16 protein-coding genes are annotated in these 19,962 nt (G+C 46.4%); 7 read left to right on the top strand and 9 right to left on the bottom strand.

The genetic code is table 11. The features are described from left to right. Positions 1-206 precede the first annotated feature (206 nt). The 3 genes from AC50YG_RS08930 to AC50YG_RS08920 form a co-directional block, all read right to left on the bottom strand. Positions 207-4,493 (bottom strand): S-layer homology domain-containing protein, encoded by a 4,287-nt coding sequence (locus tag AC50YG_RS08930; protein WP_494826214.1) that lies wholly within the window; start codon positions 4,491-4,493, stop codon positions 207-209. 384 nt (positions 4,494-4,877) lie between these two features. Further along, the gene (locus AC50YG_RS08925; protein ID WP_494826212.1) at positions 4,878-5,816 is read right to left on the bottom strand and encodes an aldo/keto reductase; all 939 of its coding nucleotides are present in this window, start codon (positions 5,814-5,816) and stop codon (positions 4,878-4,880) included. Between the two features lie 48 nt (positions 5,817-5,864). After that, the gene (locus tag AC50YG_RS08920; protein WP_494826210.1) at positions 5,865-6,863 is read right to left on the bottom strand and encodes a Gfo/Idh/MocA family protein; all 999 of its coding nucleotides are present in this window, start codon (positions 6,861-6,863) and stop codon (positions 5,865-5,867) included. Between the two features lie 122 nt (positions 6,864-6,985). Here AC50YG_RS08920 and AC50YG_RS08915 point away from each other — a divergent pair, with 122 nt between their 5' ends. Further along, positions 6,986-7,837: a helix-turn-helix transcriptional regulator gene (locus AC50YG_RS08915; RefSeq protein ID WP_494826208.1), complete on the top strand. Its 852-nt coding sequence runs from the start codon at positions 6,986-6,988 to the stop codon at positions 7,835-7,837. A gap of 98 nt (positions 7,838-7,935) precedes the next feature. Here the strand turns inward: AC50YG_RS08915 and AC50YG_RS08910 are convergent, their stop codons facing one another. The 4 genes from AC50YG_RS08910 to AC50YG_RS08895 form a co-directional block, all read right to left on the bottom strand. Beyond that, entirely contained in the window at positions 7,936-8,220 is a 285-nt protein-coding gene (locus AC50YG_RS08910) for a hypothetical protein (RefSeq protein WP_494826206.1), read from the bottom strand. A gap of 78 nt (positions 8,221-8,298) precedes the next feature. Then, positions 8,299-9,261, bottom strand: coding sequence for a 5'-nucleotidase (locus AC50YG_RS08905; RefSeq protein ID WP_494826205.1), 963 nt, complete (start codon positions 9,259-9,261; stop codon positions 8,299-8,301). Positions 9,262-9,382: 121 nt separating this feature from the next. Beyond that, positions 9,383-9,739: a hypothetical protein gene (locus AC50YG_RS08900; protein ID WP_494826203.1), complete on the bottom strand. Its 357-nt coding sequence runs from the start codon at positions 9,737-9,739 to the stop codon at positions 9,383-9,385. 197 nt (positions 9,740-9,936) lie between these two features. Continuing rightward, positions 9,937-10,788, bottom strand: coding sequence for an AraC family transcriptional regulator (locus tag AC50YG_RS08895; protein ID WP_494826379.1), 852 nt, complete (start codon positions 10,786-10,788; stop codon positions 9,937-9,939). Between the two features lie 166 nt (positions 10,789-10,954). On the opposite strand from AC50YG_RS08895, the gene AC50YG_RS08890 reads away from it, so the two are divergent. The 3 genes from AC50YG_RS08890 to AC50YG_RS08880 all read left to right on the top strand — a co-directional run bounded on the left by AC50YG_RS08890 (position 10,955) and on the right by AC50YG_RS08880 (position 13,633). Next, a complete protein-coding gene (locus AC50YG_RS08890; protein WP_494826202.1) occupies positions 10,955-12,118 on the top strand; it encodes a Gfo/Idh/MocA family protein in 1,164 nt (387 codons plus the stop codon). 204 nt (positions 12,119-12,322) lie between these two features. Then, positions 12,323-12,742, top strand: a complete 420-nt coding sequence (locus AC50YG_RS08885) for a GNAT family N-acetyltransferase (RefSeq protein ID WP_046233993.1) — start codon at positions 12,323-12,325, stop codon at positions 12,740-12,742. A gap of 27 nt (positions 12,743-12,769) precedes the next feature. Then, complete coding sequence (locus AC50YG_RS08880) at positions 12,770-13,633, top strand: aminoglycoside 6-adenylyltransferase (protein WP_494826201.1); 864 nt, start codon at positions 12,770-12,772, stop codon at positions 13,631-13,633. 320 nt (positions 13,634-13,953) lie between these two features. Here the strand turns inward: AC50YG_RS08880 and AC50YG_RS08875 are convergent, their stop codons facing one another. Continuing rightward, positions 13,954-14,475 carry a hypothetical protein gene (locus tag AC50YG_RS08875; RefSeq protein WP_494826200.1) on the bottom strand — a complete coding sequence of 174 codons (522 nt, stop codon included), beginning with the start codon at positions 14,473-14,475 and terminating at the stop codon, positions 13,954-13,956. Positions 14,476-14,534: 59 nt separating this feature from the next. Next, positions 14,535-15,629 (bottom strand): hypothetical protein, encoded by a 1,095-nt coding sequence (locus AC50YG_RS08870; RefSeq protein WP_494826199.1) that lies wholly within the window; start codon positions 15,627-15,629, stop codon positions 14,535-14,537. Between the two features lie 551 nt (positions 15,630-16,180). Between AC50YG_RS08870 and AC50YG_RS08865 the strand changes: the two genes are divergently transcribed. The 3 genes from AC50YG_RS08865 (at position 16,181) to AC50YG_RS08855 (ending at position 19,908) form a co-directional block, all read left to right on the top strand. Then, on the top strand, positions 16,181-16,972 hold the full coding sequence (locus tag AC50YG_RS08865; protein ID WP_494826197.1) for an SDR family oxidoreductase: 792 nt from the start codon (positions 16,181-16,183) through the stop codon (positions 16,970-16,972). Positions 16,973-17,112: 140 nt separating this feature from the next. Further along, a complete protein-coding gene (locus AC50YG_RS08860; protein ID WP_494826196.1) occupies positions 17,113-18,498 on the top strand; it encodes an AraC family transcriptional regulator in 1,386 nt (461 codons plus the stop codon). Between the two features lie 120 nt (positions 18,499-18,618). Further along, positions 18,619-19,908, top strand: coding sequence for an ABC transporter substrate-binding protein (locus AC50YG_RS08855; RefSeq protein ID WP_494826194.1), 1,290 nt, complete (start codon positions 18,619-18,621; stop codon positions 19,906-19,908). Positions 19,909-19,962 lie beyond the last annotated feature (54 nt).

Below are 19,962 nucleotides of genomic sequence, written 5' to 3'. Positions count from 1 at the left end.
TGCTTTCTCAATAAATGCCGGGCTGCTTCGTGCTTATACGACCTATTATAATGGACAGCTCTTATGATCAACAACCAGCGGCGCCGCCAACTGTGGCTGTTGTTTTTTTATGATGAAGAGGGTGTGCTGAAAAATAGAAAGGGGCTGCCCCTCAGCCATATTAGATGACTTGGAGGGCAACCCCTTTGCTATTTGTCTAATTTTAATTATTGAATCAGGCTCGATTGTTGCAGCAGTCTTTGCATAATGGCAGCGACCTCGGCTCTTGTGATAAAAGCTTTAGGAGCCAGCTCGGTGCTGGTTCTTCCTGATACGATGCCTGCAAGCACGCTGTCAGCAATGCCATTTTTCGCCCATTCAGCAGCATCCGCTGCATCTTTATAAGGAAGCAGAGTTTGCTCTGCCGCCTCATTGGCTAGTTGAGCTTTCAAATTCGTAAGCGTCATCGCCTTGGCGATAATGAGCATGGCTTGCTCCCGTGTTATTTTATCGTTAGGACGGAACGAACCATCTTCAAACCCATTGATTAGTTCATAGGCATGAGCGGTATGAATAGCGGAGCTATACCAGTCCGAGACGGATACATCTGAAAAGGAGGCAACACCGTTTTCCAGTCGCAAGCCTAGTCCACGGACGATTACAGCCGCAAACTCTGCGCGTGTAATATCGCGATTGGGATTAAAGAGACCTTGTGTATCGCCCTCAATAATCATACGGGAGCCCATATCGTTGACTGCATTTTTCGACCAATGCGAAGCGACATCGCTAAACTCAAAGGGATGCCAGACAATCGCATACGTACTGTTGGTTAAGCTATTTATTTGCGCAAAATAGTCTCCATCTTCCTGGACGATCTTTGTCGGAACATGACGTACAGTTCCATCCGGTTCAACGACGATTCCCGTTGTAATCTTGCTTGGATCTATGCCAGTTGGAATGGCAATTGAGCGCTGCACATAACGGTTGAATTTCGTGATTTCAAAGGTTTTATCGCCGTAGACACCTTTGACAGTAAAATCAATGGCAGGAACGACAAGTGTGAGACCTTCTTTTGCTACAGCATTATTCACCAAATTTTTCACATCAGCAGTTGGTGTGGCTATTGTAATTTGGATTTTAATGTCCTGCAAAGCTAACGCAGTGCCAAGCTGGGCGGAAATAACGCTGCTATTGATTAGCAAAGCGGGAATTCTGTAAGTCGCACGATCTGTTTTGATCTCTAGAATTGCTTGATAATCTTCCATCGTTTTCAGCATTTGCCCATTTATTTCACCAATAATGACATCAGATTGGCTGCTTACCGGAATTGTGACGACGGCAAACTTGCCTTCATCCGCAAGCCTTTGCTCCAGCATTTTTTGATCCACCATAATGGTTGTTGTGGAACGGTTGTTGCTGACCGTGGTGATAGAAGTGCCGATATTTTCAACCTTTCCGTTGATCCATACTTCAACACCATTACGGGTAGTTGTCGAGTCTGCCGGCTGGACAGCAGGCGAAGAAGATCCACCTCCACCACTGTTGTTGGTTGCCGTAACTGGTGTAACAGCATTAGAGACAGTGGAAGCCTCGCTCTCGCCTACGGCATTAATGGCCTTGACCGTAAAGGTATAGCTCGTACCATTTGTTAAGCCTGTAATAGTGATCGGGCTTGTTGCTCCAGAGACCGTTGCATTTCCTGGAGAAACGGTTATTTGATACCCCGTTACTAAGCTTCCGCCGTTGTCTGCTGGGGCAGTGAAAGAAACGGTTGCCTGCCCATCACCAGCTACTGCGGTAATGTTCGTTGGAGCTGTGGCAACGGTAGCCGGAGTTGTGCTGGCTTCATTGGAATCGGGGCTCAAGCCGCCTGCGCCGCCTGCTTTTACAATGAAGTAATAAGCTGTGCCGTTGTTTAGATTTTGTACAATTGTGCTAGTGTCTGTGACTGTTGCGTCAGGTGTATCACTGTACTGCCCAGAAGCATCCGCTATAAAAATATCGTAATAGGTAGCTCCAACTGAAGAGCTCCAATTCAGGGTGACTTGTCGATTACCACCAAGGGCAACAAGGTTTTGTGGTTGATCAGGTGCGATTAGTGCATTAACGGTTACGGTTGTAACATCGCTGGTGCTCGTAGCGGTCTGATTGCCGGTTGCGGCGCTGTCTGTGTTAGTGATGACAACGTAGTAGTAAGTCGTGCCTGCACTGGATGTAGGAGCTGAATAGGAAGCGCTAGTTGCGCCGCCGATAGGCGTGCCGCCAACTGTGCTATTCGTTGAATTACTATACCATTGGTAGCTCAGCGTAGCATCGCCGCTAGCTGCAACACTCAGATTAGCACTATCGCCCACGTTCACGGTTTTATCCGTTGGCTCTGTATCGATAGTCGGCGTAGAAGCGTTGGTCAAAGCATTCACGGTTACAGTAACCGCGTTGCTAGTAGCCGTAGCAGTCTGGTTTCCTGTAGCACTGCTGTCTGTATTGGTTACGACAACGTAGTAATAGGCCGTGCCCGCACTGGAAGTAGGGGCTGAATACGAAGCATTAGTCGCACCGCCGATAAGCGACCCGCCCACATTACTATTCGTCGAATTGCTATACCATTGGTAGCTCAGCGTAGCGTCTCCGCTAGCTGCAACACTCAGGTTCGCACTTCCACCTACGTTCACGGTTTTATCCGTTGGCTCTGTATTGATAGAAGGACTAGATGCGTTGGTCAACGTATTCACAGTTACAGTAACCGCGTTGCTAGTAGCCGTAGCAGTCTGGTTTCCTGTAGCACTGCTGTCTGTATTGGTTACGACAACGTAGTAGTAGGCCGTGCCCGCACTGGAAGTAGGGGCTGAATACGAAGCATTAGTAGCCCCGCCGATAAGCGCCCCGCCCACATTGCTATTCGTCGAATTGCTATACCATTGGTAGCTCAGCGTAGCATCGCCGCTAGCTGCAACACTCAGGTTAGCGCTATCGCCGACGTTCACGGTTTTATCCGTTGGCTCTGTATTGATAGAGGGGCTAGATGCGTTGGTCAAAGCATTCACGGTTACAGTAACTGCGTTGCTAGTAGCCGTAGCAGTCTGGTTTCCTGTAGCACTGCTGTCTGTATTGGTTACGACAACGTAGTAGTAAGCCGTACCTGCACTGGAAGTAGGTGCTGAATACGAAGCATTAGTCGCGCCGCCAATAAGCGCCCCGCCCACATTGCTATTCGTCGAATTGCTATACCATTGATAGCTCAGCGTCGCGCTACCGCTAGCCGCGACACTCAGGCTAGCACTACCGCCTACGTTCACGGTTTTATCCGTTGGCTCTGTATTGATAGAGGGGCTAGATGCGTTGGTCAAAGCATTTACGGTTACAGTAACCGCGTTGCTAGTAGCCGTTGCAGTCTGATTACCTGTAGCACTGCTGTCTGTATTGGTTACGACAACGTAGTAGTAAGCCGTACCCGCACTGGAAGTAGGTGCTGAATACGAAGCATTAGTCGCGCCGCCAATAAGCGAACCGCCCACATTGCTATTCGTCGAATTGCTATACCATTGATAGCTCAGCGTAGCACTGCCGCTAGCCGCTACACTCAGGCTAGTACTACTGCCCACGTTCACGGTTTTGTCCGTTGGCTGAGTGCCAATAGTTGGAGCAGCTGCATGAGTCAGAGCATTCACGGTTACACTAGCTGCATTACTAGTAGCCGTAGCAGTTTGATTTCCTGAAGCACTGCTGTCTGTATTAGTCACGACTGCGTAATAGTACGTCGTGCCTGCACTGGAGGTCGGAGCTGCATATGAAGCGCTAGTCGCACCGCCGATAAGCGACCCGCCCACATTGCTATTCGTCGAATTGCTATACCATTGATAGCTCAGCGTAGCGCTACCGCTAGCCGCGACGCTCAGGCTAGCACTACCGCCTACGTTCACGGTTTTATCCGTTGGCTGAGTGCCAATAGTTGGCGCAGTAGCATGAGTAATGATTGGTTCATTGATTTGAATATCATTGATACCATGCCAGCTTGGACCTGCCGAATATAGAAGCACCTTATCAACATTGTAGAAAGCTGATCCTAATATGACCGTTTTCGAATCGTAATTATTCACTAATACATCTGTAGTAAATGAAGTGCTTCCTACTTCATTTCCGTCGCGATAGCCTTTTACAGTAATGGAAGTAGATTCTCCCCAGTTAGTATAAAAAAATTCCTTCAACCGAAACTCGGCTCCGTCAGAGGATTGTATGCCCATGCCTTTCCAACCGCTAGCTATATTAGAAGCGTAACTAGTCAAAGCATGGAAAGAGTCACCTTGTTGAGTATCACCATGTATCAGCTTCTCTGTAATAATCGTGCCATTGGTATCGCTGATATTGTAAAACTGCATATTAATACCTGGGATTTTGGAAGAACCTCCCTCGCCATCTACGGCAATGCCGTCATTCCAAGCAGTTGCTTCATTCGTGGTAAATGTAACAGTTGTGGGGGTGATGGCAGCGGCAGCGACGTCTATAAATCGATTCATAGAAAAACTGCTAGAAAGAACGACCGTTAAGCTTAATAAAATCATAAAAGCCTTCTTGAGATGTTTAACCGAGCGTATAATATGGATCACTCCCTCAGATGTAGGTGCTCTTAATAAAATGGTTTACAACGATGTGCGACTTCAATATATTTCTAATAGCTTACGAATCAAAGCTCTCATGCAAGCTGCTGCTAGTGCTCCCCCAATCCCACAGTTATCTGAAAATAGTAGTAGATAATATAACAGACATTATTCGACAAATAGCATCCATTACCTTTGCTATTCGACAGTATTCGTTTTAATATTTATTTCGTGAAAAGCACGTCAAAAAGCCGCCAAAAGTCTGGCGGCTCAAAAGTATTTTTGATCAATTGTCTATGAGTATTAGCCGCGATCCGAAGTCAGATCCAGCCAATTCCGCTCTTCCGCTGTCAATGTAACGAGCGAGCCCTCGTCGCAGGAGCGCAGCTCCTCCAATGATTGTGCGCCGATTAAGGCGCAGGTTGGAAACGGCTGATTCAGCACGTAAGCAAGTGCGATTTGAATGGCTGTGACGCCTTTGCGGGCTGCAAGCTGCTTGGCACGCTCAAGCCTTTCCCAGTTGCCGTCGCTGTAGAAGACGCGGACCAGATCGGCATTTGACCGATCCTCGGGTGTGAAGCGTTCCGTAAAGAAGCCTCTTGCTTGGGACGACCATGAAAATAACGGCATTTGCGTTGCTTCATGCCACGCGGATGTCTCCTCATCGGCGGAAACGCAGCCTGCCCAGAACGGTTCGTTTGCTTTTGCCAGGCTGAAGTTGGGGCTGTTGAAGGAAAAGCCGACCAAGCCTTTGGCTGCTGCATAATCATTGGCTTCCTTAATACGCTGCCATGCCCAGTTGGACACGCCAATCGTCCGGACGGCGCCTGAGGCGATATGCTCGTTCAAAATTTCAATGACCTCACCAGCGGGAACGGCTGGATCATCACGGTGCAGCGCATACATATCAATGTAGTCGGTTTGCAAACGCTCGATGCTCTTGTTTAAATCGCTGCGAATGGCTTCGCTGCTTACGCGTGGTCCATTCTGATCATGGTGCGCACCTTTGGTCAAAATAACCCACTGCTCGCGATTTCCTCTTTCTTTCAAATAACGGCCGATGACTTCTTCACTTTGCCCGCCGCAGTAAATATGAGCCGAATCGATAGAATTGCCGCCGATGGCGAAAAACGCATCCAAATTTGCCGCAGCTTTATCGTAGCGCTCATGGGTAAAATAATCGGAGCCTTTCATTAACCGGGATACCGGTTTGTCCAAGCCTTGCACCTTTAAATATTCCATTGTTGTCGAGGCCTCCTCAATAGGCTAATGTGCTTGACGTTAACTGGTTTATAAAATAACCCTTTGACGCTCGTGCGCAGACAGCAGGCAGGCATCAATCACTTTCATATTGCGAATGCCATCCGCAGCACCGAAGGTTAAAGCTTTGCCTTCTGTAATGGCTCGTGCCATATGGTCGGCTTGCGCGGTATAGGCATTGACATAAGGGACTTCAACTTCCTTGCGCTCGCCGCCAGACGTGACGAATATCGTGCCGCTTTCTGGTGTAGGCGTAATAAAAGCAGAAGGAACCTCAATTATTCCATCGCTGCCTAATATCTCAAGCGGATTGCGGAAAGCGGACCACATGCCGCAATCGAAGGTGAGCGATACATTGCCCTCGAATTCGACTAATCCGGACGCCATCATATCCACATCGTCATGCTCAGGTGAAAATTGGGCGTTCACCGTTACCGCTTCGGGTTCCTTGCCGAGCAATAGGCGGGCTGCATTAATCGGGTAGCAGCCTACGTCATAGAGGGAGCCGCCGCCCCAAGCTTTGCGATAGCGGACGTTTGCTGTATCGCCTGCATTATTGAACGTAAAAGCACTGCGAATGCCGCGTACTTCACCGATAGCACCGTTTGCAATTAAGTCTTTAATCGTTTCGTAACGGGGATGGTAGCGATACATAAATGCCTCGGAAAGCAGGACGCCAGCTTGATCAGCGGCTTCAGCCATTTCTGCTGCTTCGCGAGCCGTAAGGGCAAGCGGTTTTTCGCATAAAATATGCTTGCCCGCAGCAGCAGCCTTGATCGCCCATTCCTTATGCAGATGGTTAGGCAGCGGTATATAAATGACGTCGATGGAGCTGTCCGCCAAAAGGGCTTCGTAGCTGTCGTATGCAGTCGGAATTTGGAGTTGTTCGGCGGTTTGCTTTGCCTTCTCTCCGTCGCGGCTGGCGATGGCTGCCACTTCATTTAATTCGGATAAATGCAGTCCCGGGATAACAGCGCGTTTCGCAATTCCAGCGCAGCCTACAATGCCCCATTTCAACTTTTTGCTCATGATTCAACCTCGCTTTGTATGTTGATTTATGATGATATTGCGATTATAGAGGATGTGAATTAAAATTAAAATGATAATATTTTGCATCCTATTAAAACAATATTGTCATTGAGGTGTTGAATTTGCATCGTCAAAGCCATTTGCTTACCCTGCCAAATATGCCTTACTTTTGTTTTCCGGAATCGATTGGAAATTACAGTGAACAGCCCGAGCATAGCGTGTATCGGGAAGCAGGCGCCTTGAACAATTTTAATATCCATTTTGTTGCCGCAGGCAGAGGATTTGTCGAATTGGACGGTGTCGTCCATGAGCTGCGCGCGGGGGAGGCGGTGCTTTATTTTCCGCTGCAAAAGCAGTGTTATTACAGCAGCGAGGATGAGCCGTGGGATATCCGCTGGGTTCACTTTTATGGCGGCAGTGGGCTCCGTGATTATTTAATTGAGCAGGGCTTGCATAAAAGCCCCTTATGGAGGCTTCGTCAGCCTGCCATTTGGCAGAAGGCTCATGAGGAGCTGCTGAGTGAAGCGGAGACTTATCGCATGCTGCATCCGGCTCATCTCTCTATGCTTACTTATGCTTTGCTTACGATATTCGTCGAGCAGGCAGTAGCGCTGAATCGGGGCAAGGCGGAAACGTCCGCCGACCGTATTATGGAGCTGCTTCCGCTGATGCAGCAGGAGGCGGTGAAGCCGTTTATTTTGGATGAATGGGCGGAGAGGCTCAAGGTAACGCCTTATTATTTCTGTAAGCTGTTTCGGGCGGCGACGAGGATGACGCCGATGGATTTTATTACGCGCTGTCGTCTGCAGGCGGCTAAGCAATGGCTGTTGGAGCGCAAAGACGACAACATTGGGCAAATTGCCGAAGAGGCGGGCTATCCAAGCGTCAGCTATTTCAATAAGCGTTTTATGCAGCATGAAGGGATGACGCCGACTGCTTACCGCCGACTTTATGGGATACATGGGAAGGAGTAGGATGGATTTGTAGAAAAATAAAGCCGGGTATCCCCTTAAGAGGAGAACCCGGCTTTTTTGCATAATTCGTTACTCCCAGTGAGCCTAGAAATGTGTGCTTAAGAGGAATGTTTTTTTAACTCGGCTTTTTTGCCTGTAAGTTGTCGAGTTGCATCAGCTTGTTTTTTCGTATTTTCGGCGATTTCCTCGTTTAATTTATTGATGCGTGTCAGCTTGTTACTTAAATCGCTCGGCAAGCTGCTTTTTTTGCTGTCTTTTTGCAACTGCTTGAGTTTAGCCTGCGCTTTGGCAATTTTATTTTTTGCGAGTAGGCTCTGAGCTTCTAATTCTGTAATTTCTCTATTAAGCCGGCTTATAATCGATGAAGTAAAACTTATGGACATAAAGGCACCTCTTCACTATATCGTGGAACATGTATCTATTCTACTATAAACGACGTGTTTATAAATAAGAAAATATGATTAAGCCTCTATTTCTTGGTTAGCATTACCGTTGCCTTCAGTATTTGTGATGCCAAAGGGGACATGGACTGAGGGTACTATTCTTGCAACACCTTCAATATGTCGAACCTGATCATCAAAGAAAATATGTGGTTTGAAAATTTTCAAAACTCTTTCCTTATCAATTCCACCTAAAAAGAAGGCTTCATCTACCCTAATGTCTAAATTTCTCAAAGTTGTAATAACTCTTTCATGGGCGGGGGCATTTCTAGCTGTAACAATTGCTACCCTAATATTGGATTTATAATCTGAATCAGTATGCTGTCTTTCTAAAATACTCTTTTGTAATTTTGATATTTCTTTGAAAAATCTTGATAAGGGACCGGCAGGTAGCGGTTCATCTGCCTTTAATTTTTCATGATCATGAAATGAGGACAGCTTCCCTTCTTGCTGGAAGATAGTCTCAGCAGAATCATCTGCAATAATACCATCGAAATCAAAGGCTATTCTAAGTTCTTGGTCTAGTTCATCATCAATGTAATCGGTTGGATAAATGCATCCAGCAGGAAATCCCTGTTCTACTGCTTCCTTTACATCAGCGGGATTTCCAGATAAGAAGATAGATGCATTAAAGGCTGTCATATATTGAACAGGGTTATTTCCTGCTATAAATACAGCACGGCTTATAGGTAATTTATATTTTTCTATTGATTTAAACACCCGTAATCCCGTATCGGGATCGTTTCTTGAAAGTAACACGACTTCTACTGGCTGCTCTTCTTCTAGCGGACCATTAATACTCAGTAGTCTTTTTATTAGTGGGTATGCAACCCCTGTTTCTAAAACATTGTTTTCATTTTCTCGCTGATATAGCCTATACTCATTCTCACCCTTTTCTTTAAATACTCCGTCTGATTCACTTAAATCAAATAATGCGCTTGAAGCAACGGCAACTACAAACTTATTCTCTATATTGTAAGTCATTGTCTTGAACCACCTTTCAATTTGAGGAGTAGGTATGGAGATTTTAATTTATTTGATTTATTGAATATTTCGAGCGCTAAATTTAATAGCATAAAAGACACACACCATAATCTATTAACTCTCATACAATAATATCAACTCTATGACGAAGGAGATGGTATTTTTGTCGAGAAAAGGAGGAAGCAGCGGTGGGAGCTGTGGCATTAAGAGTTTCGGCAGTCGCAGCTATGGAAGCAAAAGTTATAGAAGCAATAGGCCCAGCATGATAAGCTTCGGAAATACAAGCTACGGAATTAAAAACAACGGAAATAAAAATAACGATAATAAAAACAACGATCATAAAAGCTATGACAATAATAGCAAAGGCGAGCGAAGCCACCGCAACCAAAGCGGATGCAATAAAAGGGAGGACAGCAACAGCTGCATTCGGAATATTCTTATGCGCATTGGTTTGGGTACACCTAATATTCGCATTCATTTTGACGGTACCTCCCATGTCGGCGTGTTTTTGGGAGCTTCCGACGGCTGCGCCATTCTTAACGTGAGGGGTGTTGTTACTTATATTAAAATCACTTCCATAGCCGCGGTCGAAATTGGGGTTAAAGCGAGGCCTCGCCGGCATAAAAAATGGAAATGCAAAAAAGGCTAGCATATTTCTATGAGGATAGGTCAGCTTTATTTTCTTCGCTGGATATGCAGCCGATATTGATGCGGCGTATGTCCCATCTGCTGACGAAACACCTTGCAGAAATAAGAGGGATTGCCCATGCCGACACGGGTGGCGATTTCAGGTACAGTCAGCGTCGTTTGGATTAAATAGAGGCAGGCATGACGGACGCGCGTCGCTTTGGTGTAGTCCATAATGGTCGAGCCCGTGGCCTGCTTGAACAAATGGACGACATGATAGCGGGACAGATGGAGCGCTTCGGCCATTTGCTCCAGTCGAAACGGCTCCTGATAGTGCTGCTCGATCCACTCCATCATTTCCTCTGCGCGGTGGCTCGGCCTTCTTGTTCGCAAGGCGGACTGGCTGCCGGGCTTTTGGCGAATGGCTTTTAATTGCCGCAGCAGCTCCAGCAGCAGAAAATGGTCGTCCTCCTCTTCTGCTGGTTCATCAGCGGCGAGCTGCTCCCTTGTTTCCTTAAATTGCTTCAACAGCAGCGCAAGCGGCGATGTCTCAGCAATATCGTACCAGGGCTCGCCGCTCGATTGGAGCAGCAGTTCCTCGAAGAAGGCTTTCAGAAGCGGGAAGGCGCTCCAGTATTTTTTGAGCGGCGACGGCTCAAACATGAGCACGGTGCGAATGAACGGCTGCTCCGCCGATATATCCATCTGTACCCGGTGAAGCTGAAAGGGATGAAAAACCATTAAAGTATTGGGCTCAACCCGGTAGCGCTTGCCTTCGACAATGAGATCCCCATGTCCGGCATGGACATAGGAAAATTCCATTTGGGAATGGGCATGAAACACCTCCCAGAAGCTGCTATCGGATGAGATGCGATAATTGAACGAAAACTGCTCCTCCATTTTGTGCACGGCTGCCCAGCCTCCTTATCTCGCAAATAACTGCAAACGCTTCAAAAACCGCAATATAGTTGTATTTTATCACAATTCCCAATCATAAATGATGCAGATTTTCCTTTAAAATAAAGAGGAAAACATCAACTCATTCGCGGACGGGGGAGTTCGTTTTATGCTGAAAGTAGCGGTTATTGGAGCAGGAGCCATTAGCTCCGCGCATTTGGAAGCGTATAAAACATTCGGAGAGCGCTGCAAGGTTGTAGCGATTTGCGATTCTTACATGGATAAGGCACAGGCGAGACTGGAGCAGTTTCAATTTGATGGTGTTAAAATTGTAGCAGACTATAAGGAACTGCTGGGAGAGGATATCGATTTGGTATCCATATGTACGCCGCCGTATACCCATGCGCCTATTGCGGTTGATCTTCTGAACGCTGGCAAGCATGTACTCGTGGAGAAGCCGATGGCCTCTTCTTTGCAGGAATGCGACCTAATGAATGAAGCGGCCCGCCGCAGCGGGAAAATCCTTTCCGTTGTGGCGCAAAACCGCTTTAAAACGCCGATGATGAAGCTGAAATCGGTAGTAGATAGCGGTTTAATGGGTCCTATCGTCCATGCCCAGGTTGATTCCTTCTGGTGGCGGGGGCATTGCTATTACGATTTGTGGTGGCGCGGCACATGGGAAAAGGAAGGCGGCGGCTGTACGCTGAACCATGCGGTGCACCATATTGATGCGCTGCTGTGGATGATGGGCCAGCCCAGCGAGCTGCAAGCATTTATGACGAATACATCGCATGATAATGCGGAGGTTGAGGACCTGTCGATGGCAATGCTGCGCTTCCCGCAAGGGGCGCTCGGCATGGTGACCAGCTCGGTCGTGCATCATGGCGAGGAGCAGCAGCTGATTTTTCAAGGCAAGCAGGCCCGTGTATCCGTTCCATGGAAAATGAAGGCTTCTATCTCGCAGCCGAATGGCTTCCCGATAGCCAATGAAGAGCTGGAGCAGCAGCTGCAGAAGCTGTATGACGGCCTTCCGGAGGTGGCGTATACGGGCCATTTTGGACAAATCGATAACGTTCTGACCGCGATTGAGACGGAAGCGCCGGTTCTCATTGACGGCATCAGCGGCCGCAGCACGCTTGAATTTATTACGGGCATTTACAAGTCGGCAAGCACAGGTGAAAAGGTCACGTTTCCACTAGCGGAAAGCGACCCTTTCTATACGCGTGAAGGCCTAATGGCGAATACGCCCCGTTTTTACGAGAAGAGCGCCTCGGTTGAAAATTTCCAGGAAGCCGCCATTACGACAGGCAGCAGCCTGGAAAATAAAGCGTAGCCCTGCAAATGAACGACAGCCTAGCCCAAGCATTCGGATGCTTGGGCTAGGCTGTTATTATTTTTGATCATCCGGTATGAATGGGTGAAAGGTAAGCTTCCTCTGTAACATATGATTGATTTGGATATAGCTTTTTTTCCATTTGCGGTTGATAATACAAGCATGGGATAGGAATTATCTAGGAGAAAGTAGAGGGGGAGCATCATGGAGCTTCAAATCATCAATGAATCAAATTCAGCCGATAAGAAAGCTGTGCTAAATAAGCTAATCGCCTTTAATAGGAAGCACTTTCCGAAAGAATTAAGCGACAGATATCAAGAGATTAATCTGATTTTAAAAAAGGACGATGGCGTCGTGTATGGCGGGCTGCTGGGCGAAGTGTGCTGGAACTGGCTGGAGGTGCACATTTTGTATGTAGATGAGGAGCTGCGGAAATTAGGCTATGGGTCGAAGTTACTGGAAGAGGCGGAGAGGCTTGCCAAAGAGAAAAAATGCGATTTTATTAAGCTGGATACGTTAAGCTTCCAAGCGTTGGATTTTTACAAGAAGCATGGCTATGAGGTGTATGGAACGATAGACAACGCCGGTGGCCATCAGCATTATTATTTGAAAAAGGATCTTTAATACTCCATAAGTAAAGGCGGATCGAAAATGGCGGATTTATACGAAATGCTGGAGCAGCGAATTGTAAGCTGGGCTGGTGAAAATGAAGAAATACAGGCGATGTATGTCATGGGCTCGCGGGCAAGAACGGAAAAGCCGTTCGATGAATTTTCCGATCTGGATATTGTCATTTATTCGACCAATCCGGACTACTATTTTCAAAATAATGATTGGCTGCTGGACATTGGGGAAGTATGGACGAGCTTCATGTACCGGACGGCAGGAGGAGATCCTGAGAAATTAGTGCTTTTCGAAGAGGGGCTGCAGGTGGATTTCTTGTTTTGTCCTATTGCTGAACTGGAACGTTTGGCTGCTATTGGACAAGTGCCGCAGGGCTTTAGGCGTGGGGTGAAGCTGCTGCTGGACAAGACGGGCAAAGGGGACAAATTGATTCCTAAAACAGCTGTCCCTGATATGCCGCCACCGATTACGGAAGCTGCCTTCCAGCAGGTCGTTAACCAATATGGGTTTGCCTGCTTGTATGTGGCTAAGCAAATTTTGCGCGGTGAATTGTGGGTCGCTGGCGAAAGGGATCATGATTGCAAGCAGCTGCTGCTGCAAATGATGGAGTGGCATGCCAAGGCGATTCATGGACAAAATTATGACACCTGGCATGCAGGCAAATTTATTGCAGACTGGGCAGATGCTGCGGTTATAGCGGACTTAAAGCAATCATTTGGAGGTTTTGATCAGCTTGCTAGCTGGAAAGCCTTGATCGTTTCCTTTGACTTATTCAGCCGTCTGTCTTTGGAGACAGCGCAGGTTTATCATTATGATTACCCGCACAGCTTGTATAGCCATATTAAAGCTTGGCTGCAAGCGAGACAGATGGTGAAAAACAAGAAGCCTTAAAGTTTTACTGCTTCATGCTAGGAAAAGTAACGGTAGTATACAAAAGGCGCCCCCTTTCTCATATAAAAGAGAGGGAGCGCCTTTAAATATTCTAATCATTTAATCCAAATAGCTGTAATACTCTAGAATGTCAGCAATTGTTTGTTTTTGTTCTTTAGTCAACGTATAATCGGTTGATTTATTGGAAATGTCCTCAAACCTAACGATAACTTCTTCGGTACAAATTAAAAAAATCCCCCCTACGAAGTAGGAGGAGAGCAAGTTTAATGGTACAAGGAAACCCTTGCCCCATTTGCCTTCGCGAATGCCGAGAGGCTATCTCATTTACTAGGGTGATCTAGTATATCAGGCTCTTTATCGACCTTTATATACTTCCCTTCAATTTGTTGTATATTTTTAAATAGTTTTCTTTTAGTCCTTATTAGGTTATTTGATAGTATAGGATTTGTAATAAGTGTTCCATTTAGAAAAGAAAGAAATTCGGAGACAGGAAGAATACCTTCGATTCCTGCTATTTTTCCTAACTCAAGTAACCTATCATTTAACTGTTGGCTAGAGTATTTGACTCCCAAACTCATCAAGATTTCCACGCCGTCACTTATTGAGACATAGGGAACATAAATTTCGTTTTCATTAAATTTTCCAGTTTCACTCATACTGTTTATACATTGATATTCATGTGTTTGTTGCCATTCATAAATGATTTTGTCCACATCGTCGTATTGTTTTAAAAGTTCTTTTAATTTTTGATGGGCATGCCATAATAAAGGTGATTGATCGTATTCTTTTTGATCTATACCATTAATAAAATGTATGATTTCTTCTTTTGTATGCTGTTTCATTTGCTCTCCTTATTATGAAGAGGAGAAACCCAGAAGGTTTTCTCCTCTTTGATTTAGACTTAATACCAAGTATGTGGGTCTCGATAAACTAGCCATACACAATGATGATAATGCGGTCTATTGTTAGGTTGATAAAATGTGTTATGAGGAGGATCCCAACGAGGAGCACAGCCATTTGAAGCACCTTTAGATACAGCATATGCTCTTCCACGATTAACAGCATATACGTTGCAACTATCTGAATTATAGCAAGATTCAATACGTGCTTTTGCAGCTAATTCGGTTATTGGAGGCCCGATTGTAATTCCACCACCGTTTCCGGTAAAGCGCCAAGCTGGGAAAAATTCATAGCCCTGGTTTCGCCAATTTATTGCTGTAGCACTTGATAGAATCACACTTTGTGCTCTTGACGAAAATGTGGTACCTTCATTAATTTGAATATTTGTTATAACTGCATTAGACTTTGCATTCAACTGATTAACAATTGTAATTGTTAGTATAGTAGCTCCTGTTACTAGTGCAATAAAATCTGCTACTGGTAATGGACCATCCAATAAGGCTATAGTGCCTAAAGTCGCCAAACGAGCAGCCAATTGGGTATTTGTTCGTTGGATGCCGATTGTAGCCAAAACCGCAACACCTTGGTCAATACCTGCTGTTGGTGTGAATCTCTCAGGATTGTCTGGGTTATTAGGGTCATTAGCAATTGCGGTAATTGAATTTTCCTCTGGGTACACACCGTAGGTTTTAAAATAATTATAATAGTCTTGAGCCAATTGATCTATTTCTTGTGCAAATTCTTTAAACTCTTGAGTCTGAAGCATTTCAGTCGCATATGCTTCGGGGCTATACTTTGCTTGCCATATTTTATATTCTGTAGTTTCATTAAAAAGTTTTGCAACATCAGCAAGGCTTGCTTCTTTATTTGAATATGCAATTTCTATCAATTTTTTGTGTGCAGGTTTTGCTTCGGGAAATTCGATATAAAAATCTTCAGGCAGAGCATCAATAAATAAAATTAAGTCCTCTACATTCTTGGGATTCTCCAAATCTCGTCCTACTTCATTATTTGCATAAACTGGGTTATTATCATAAACTGGGCATAAGGTAATTAGCATTACAATACACAAAAATGCTGCTAAATAATTTTTCATTGAAATACCCCTTTTTAGAATTTTAAAATAACTTTTTCGAAGCTCCTTCCCTCATTTAGTTAACACTGAAAGTGCGAGATTCTTAGACAATCCCGACAACACGCATTTTATCATTTATTCCATTTTTAGTAAATAAAGGATTTGATGTTTTTTTGTTGGAGTTTATTGAGTTCTCAAAACTCTTGACTATCTTCAACCTGAATTACCAAAGTATGACCTCATAAAAACATAAAAAAGTGCCCTGATCTTTGGTAGAATGGTGTTTGCGAAGACAACATCACCCAAAGAGAGGAGCACCCAGAAGGTGAAGTTTACCACAAAAATCACGTCGTTGAAAACGGAATTTTCTATGAGTAATACAAGGGGCTGTAGCTTGCTATTGTATTTGGCGTTCCTTTCGCAAACCTTACAGGATAAGCAGGGCTGGGGATTTCATATACCCCTGTCAGCGGCTGCCTATAGGCAGCCGTTGTTCGTTATGGGGAAGTGCAGCATCTCGGATGAATGCCTAATGTCTTCTTATCCTCCAATAATGAATGGGGGAATTATATATGACTTCTACAATAGCTTCAATGAAAAATAAAATTGCCATCGTGACAGGCGCAAGCCGCTCCACGGGCATTGGAACAGCGATCTGCCGCGCGCTCGCGGGCAGCGGAATCGATATCTTTTTTACCCATTGGCGAGCGTTTGATGAGGTGGAGGGTAACGGCCTAGATCAGGGTTGGCCGGAGCAATTGCACGTTGAATTGGAACGTTTAGGTGTAAGGGCAAGCCATATGGAAGCTGATTTTTCTAATCCGGATATGCCCTCTCTCATTATGAATGAGGTAGAGCGGACGCTGGGCAGTCCCTCGATATTAATTAATAATGCGGCTTATTGTGTGCCGACTAATTTTCGGACGCTGGATCTGGCACTGCTTGAGCAGCATTATGTGGTGAACAACCGTACAACGATGCTGCTTAGTACCGAGTTCGCAAAGCGTTTCGAGCAAAACCAACCAGCAGGAACGAACGGAAGAATCATATTTATGGTGTCTAAAGGGCCAGATGCGGACAATCTCGCCTATACGGCTACGAAAGGCGCTTTAATCGCTTTCATCGAGCCGCTTGCAGTAGGGCTTGCTCCCCTGCAAATAACGGTCAATGGCTTCGATCCGGGGCCGACTGATTCGGGCTGGATGGATGATGGGATGAAAGCCCACTTCCTGCCGCTGTTCCCAATGGGGAGAATTGGCCTGCCGGAGGATGCGGCGAAGACGATCCGTTTCCTAGCCAGCGACGACGCACAGTGGATTACAGGGCAGGTTATTAGATCCGAAGGCGGATTTTTAGGTAAGTAAATGAATGCTTCAGATTGGTTTGATTCACCAAGCTATTTAAATATTTTATTGGAAGCGGCTGCTATAATGCGGCCGCTTTTATTTTTTTTAGGCGTATGCCACAATAAATGGGCGATGGATATTGCTGGGAGGGACGGCATATGGCGTTATTGTTTATTCCCGGCCGCGGGAAGGACAAATGTCTGGAGGAGTTTGCGCTGCCGGATTTTAGGTTCAGCTTCCAGCTTTATGGTACACACTGGCGCAGTGCGGAGCAGGGCTGGTCTTACCCGGAGCATGACCACCCGCTGCTGGAAATTAATTTGGTCGTTGAGGGGTTTCAGAAAATGATCATTAATGGCATTCCTTATGAGCAATTCCCTGGTGATTTGGTCATTATTCCTCCCGGCTATACGCATGAGAGCCAGACGAATGACAAGGAGGGAGTCACCTACTTCTGCCTGCACCTAGATATAGAGGACCGCTCGCTGGCTTACTCAATTTTTCATGATCCGCAGCTGTTTTATGCAGCTGCCTCTAGGGTGGTGGAGCGGCTGCGACCGATTCTTGACCAATTAATCGAAGCCTCTCGCCATTCGGCTGCAATGAGCCAACTGGAACGAATGAAGCTGCGGACTTATGTGCTGCAATTGCTTATTGTGATGATTGAGCACAGGTTGGAGGGAAGAGAAAGCCTTGTGCTTGAGGCAGGCCTAAGGGATGAGAGTCGAGGACCCTCGCTCGAAATTATTAAGCTGCGCGAGCAAAATGCGCTGGAATCGCGTGTGCAGGATTTATTTTATGAACAGCCGCCGCCGGGGCTGCCGCTTGACCATTCGCTGTTCCCACCGCACCGCTGGATTGGACTGTTCACACTTACGAGCCCCGACCGTGAGTTTTGGGCGAAGCCAGAGCGCTTCTGGGCAAAAAGCTTGCTGGAGGACGTTTTAGCCAACTATGGTATCTGCGTCATTATTATGGAAGGCTCGCGTATGACGGCGGTTTTATTCTCAACAGATATCGCTGTTCCTGCTTTGGAGCTGTACATAGAGGAGGCCAGATTATGTCTGGAGCAAAAGCTGGCTGTGCAATTAGCAGTCGGACTTGGTGGCGTAACTGCGGATTTGGCTTCGATTCGTGCGATGTATGAGCAGAGTATGAGAACGTTTCAAGAAGGCCTGCATGATTCAACGATCAATCGAACAATGAATGAATTTGTTCATCGTATTATTCGGAATGCGATGTCGCACATTCAATATGAATATGCCAATCGCGAGCTTTCCCTCAGCATGCTGGCGAATCGGCTCGATGTAACACCCAATTACTTGAGCGCCCTATTCACTTCCGAGACGGGCCTATCCTTCACCCGACATTTGACACAAATTCGGATGGAACGGGCGAAGACGCTATTGCGCGAGACGAACTTGAAAATTTATCAAATATGCCATAACATCGGCTACTCCGATCAAGCTTATTTCAGCCGCTTGTTTAAATCGCTGGAAGGGGTGAGCCCCTATGATTACCGCATCCGTGCAAGTTCTATCTGAAAAGTGCCCCGATTGTAGAATAGTTCAAAAAATCGTATATCCCCCTTATTCTCCGGCCTAGCCTGCAAGTGGTATAACTGAATTGTAAAGGCTTACATTACGATGCAGGAGGATATAAAGATGGAAATAAAGCGACCTTTTACCATGCTGCTGGCCGCCGGCTTATTGGCAGGCTCCTTGGCTGCTTGCAGCTCCTCGAATGACCCATCTTCAAGTGAAACTTCACAAAATGCCAACACGCCAATCAAGCTTACTTACTGGAACACGAACGGCCCTGGACTGGATGGACTGATTAAACAGTATCAGGAAGAACATAAGAACATTACGCTGGATGTGCAAATTGACGAAGCCAACCATAAGCAAAATCTATTAACTGCACTTTCCGCGGGCAGCGGGGCGCCGGATATTGTTATTTTGACGGTGGATGATATTCCGCAGTTTAAGAAAGAAGATTATTTCTATAATCTAAAAGACTTTGGCGCAGATGAGCTGCAAAAGGATTATTTGGAATCCCGCTGGAAGCAGGGCACGAGCGCGGATGGCAGCTTTATTTTTGGCATACCGACCGATTCCGGCCCTATGGCGATGATGTATCGTATTGAGCTATTCGAGCAAGCGGGGCTGCCTACTGACCGCGAAGAGGTATCCAAGCTCGCCGCTACGTGGGATGGCTATTTCGAGCTGGGAGAGACGATTAAGGAAAAGACGGGCAAGCCGCTGACAACCGACGCTTTCTTTGGCGCTTTTCTGCCTAAAATCCAGCAGGGCGGGGAGTTCACCTTTTTTGACAAGGATGGCAATTTAACGATGGATACGAATCCGGCCGTTAAGGAGGCGTGGGATTTTTCGGTGAAGCTCGCTCAGGCCGGTCTGACCGCGCAGCAGCCTGATTTTTCGAATGACTGGAAGGTCGGGCTGGACACGGGGGATTTTGCGACAATGTTCGCCCCTCCCTGGATGCTTGGCCTCGTGAAGCAAAATGCTCCGAATGCCAAAGGGAAGTGGGATGTGGCAATGATGCCGGGCGGCTCGGCGAACTGGGGCGGCTCCTTCCTGCTTATTCCCAAGCAAAGCAAGCACGCGAAGGAAGCTTATGCGTTTATTAAATGGGTTTTGGCGCCGGAGCAGCAGCTAGCGGTTTATGAATCCAATGGCAATTTTCCTTCGACGCCGGGTGTATACAAGGATGAAGCATTCACCTCGAAGAAGGATGATTTTTTCAATGGCGCACCGGTGGGAGAAATTTACCCGAAAGCTGCGGAACAGGTAACGTTGATGGATTCCATAAATAATTGGACAACGATTACGAGTGAAATTGAGCAGCAGCTCCCAAATGTGGAGAAGGGCGCTGATCCGGAGAAAACGTGGGTCGAGCTGGTCAGCAAGGTGAAATCGACGCTGGCCCGCTAGGTAAACGACGAGAGGATTAAAAGGTAGAGCGCGGCCTACCGGCTGCGCTCTACC

The organism is Paenibacillus sp. J31R34, from assembly GCF_059383715.1.
This window is presented reverse-complemented; position numbering and strand designations above follow the sequence as displayed.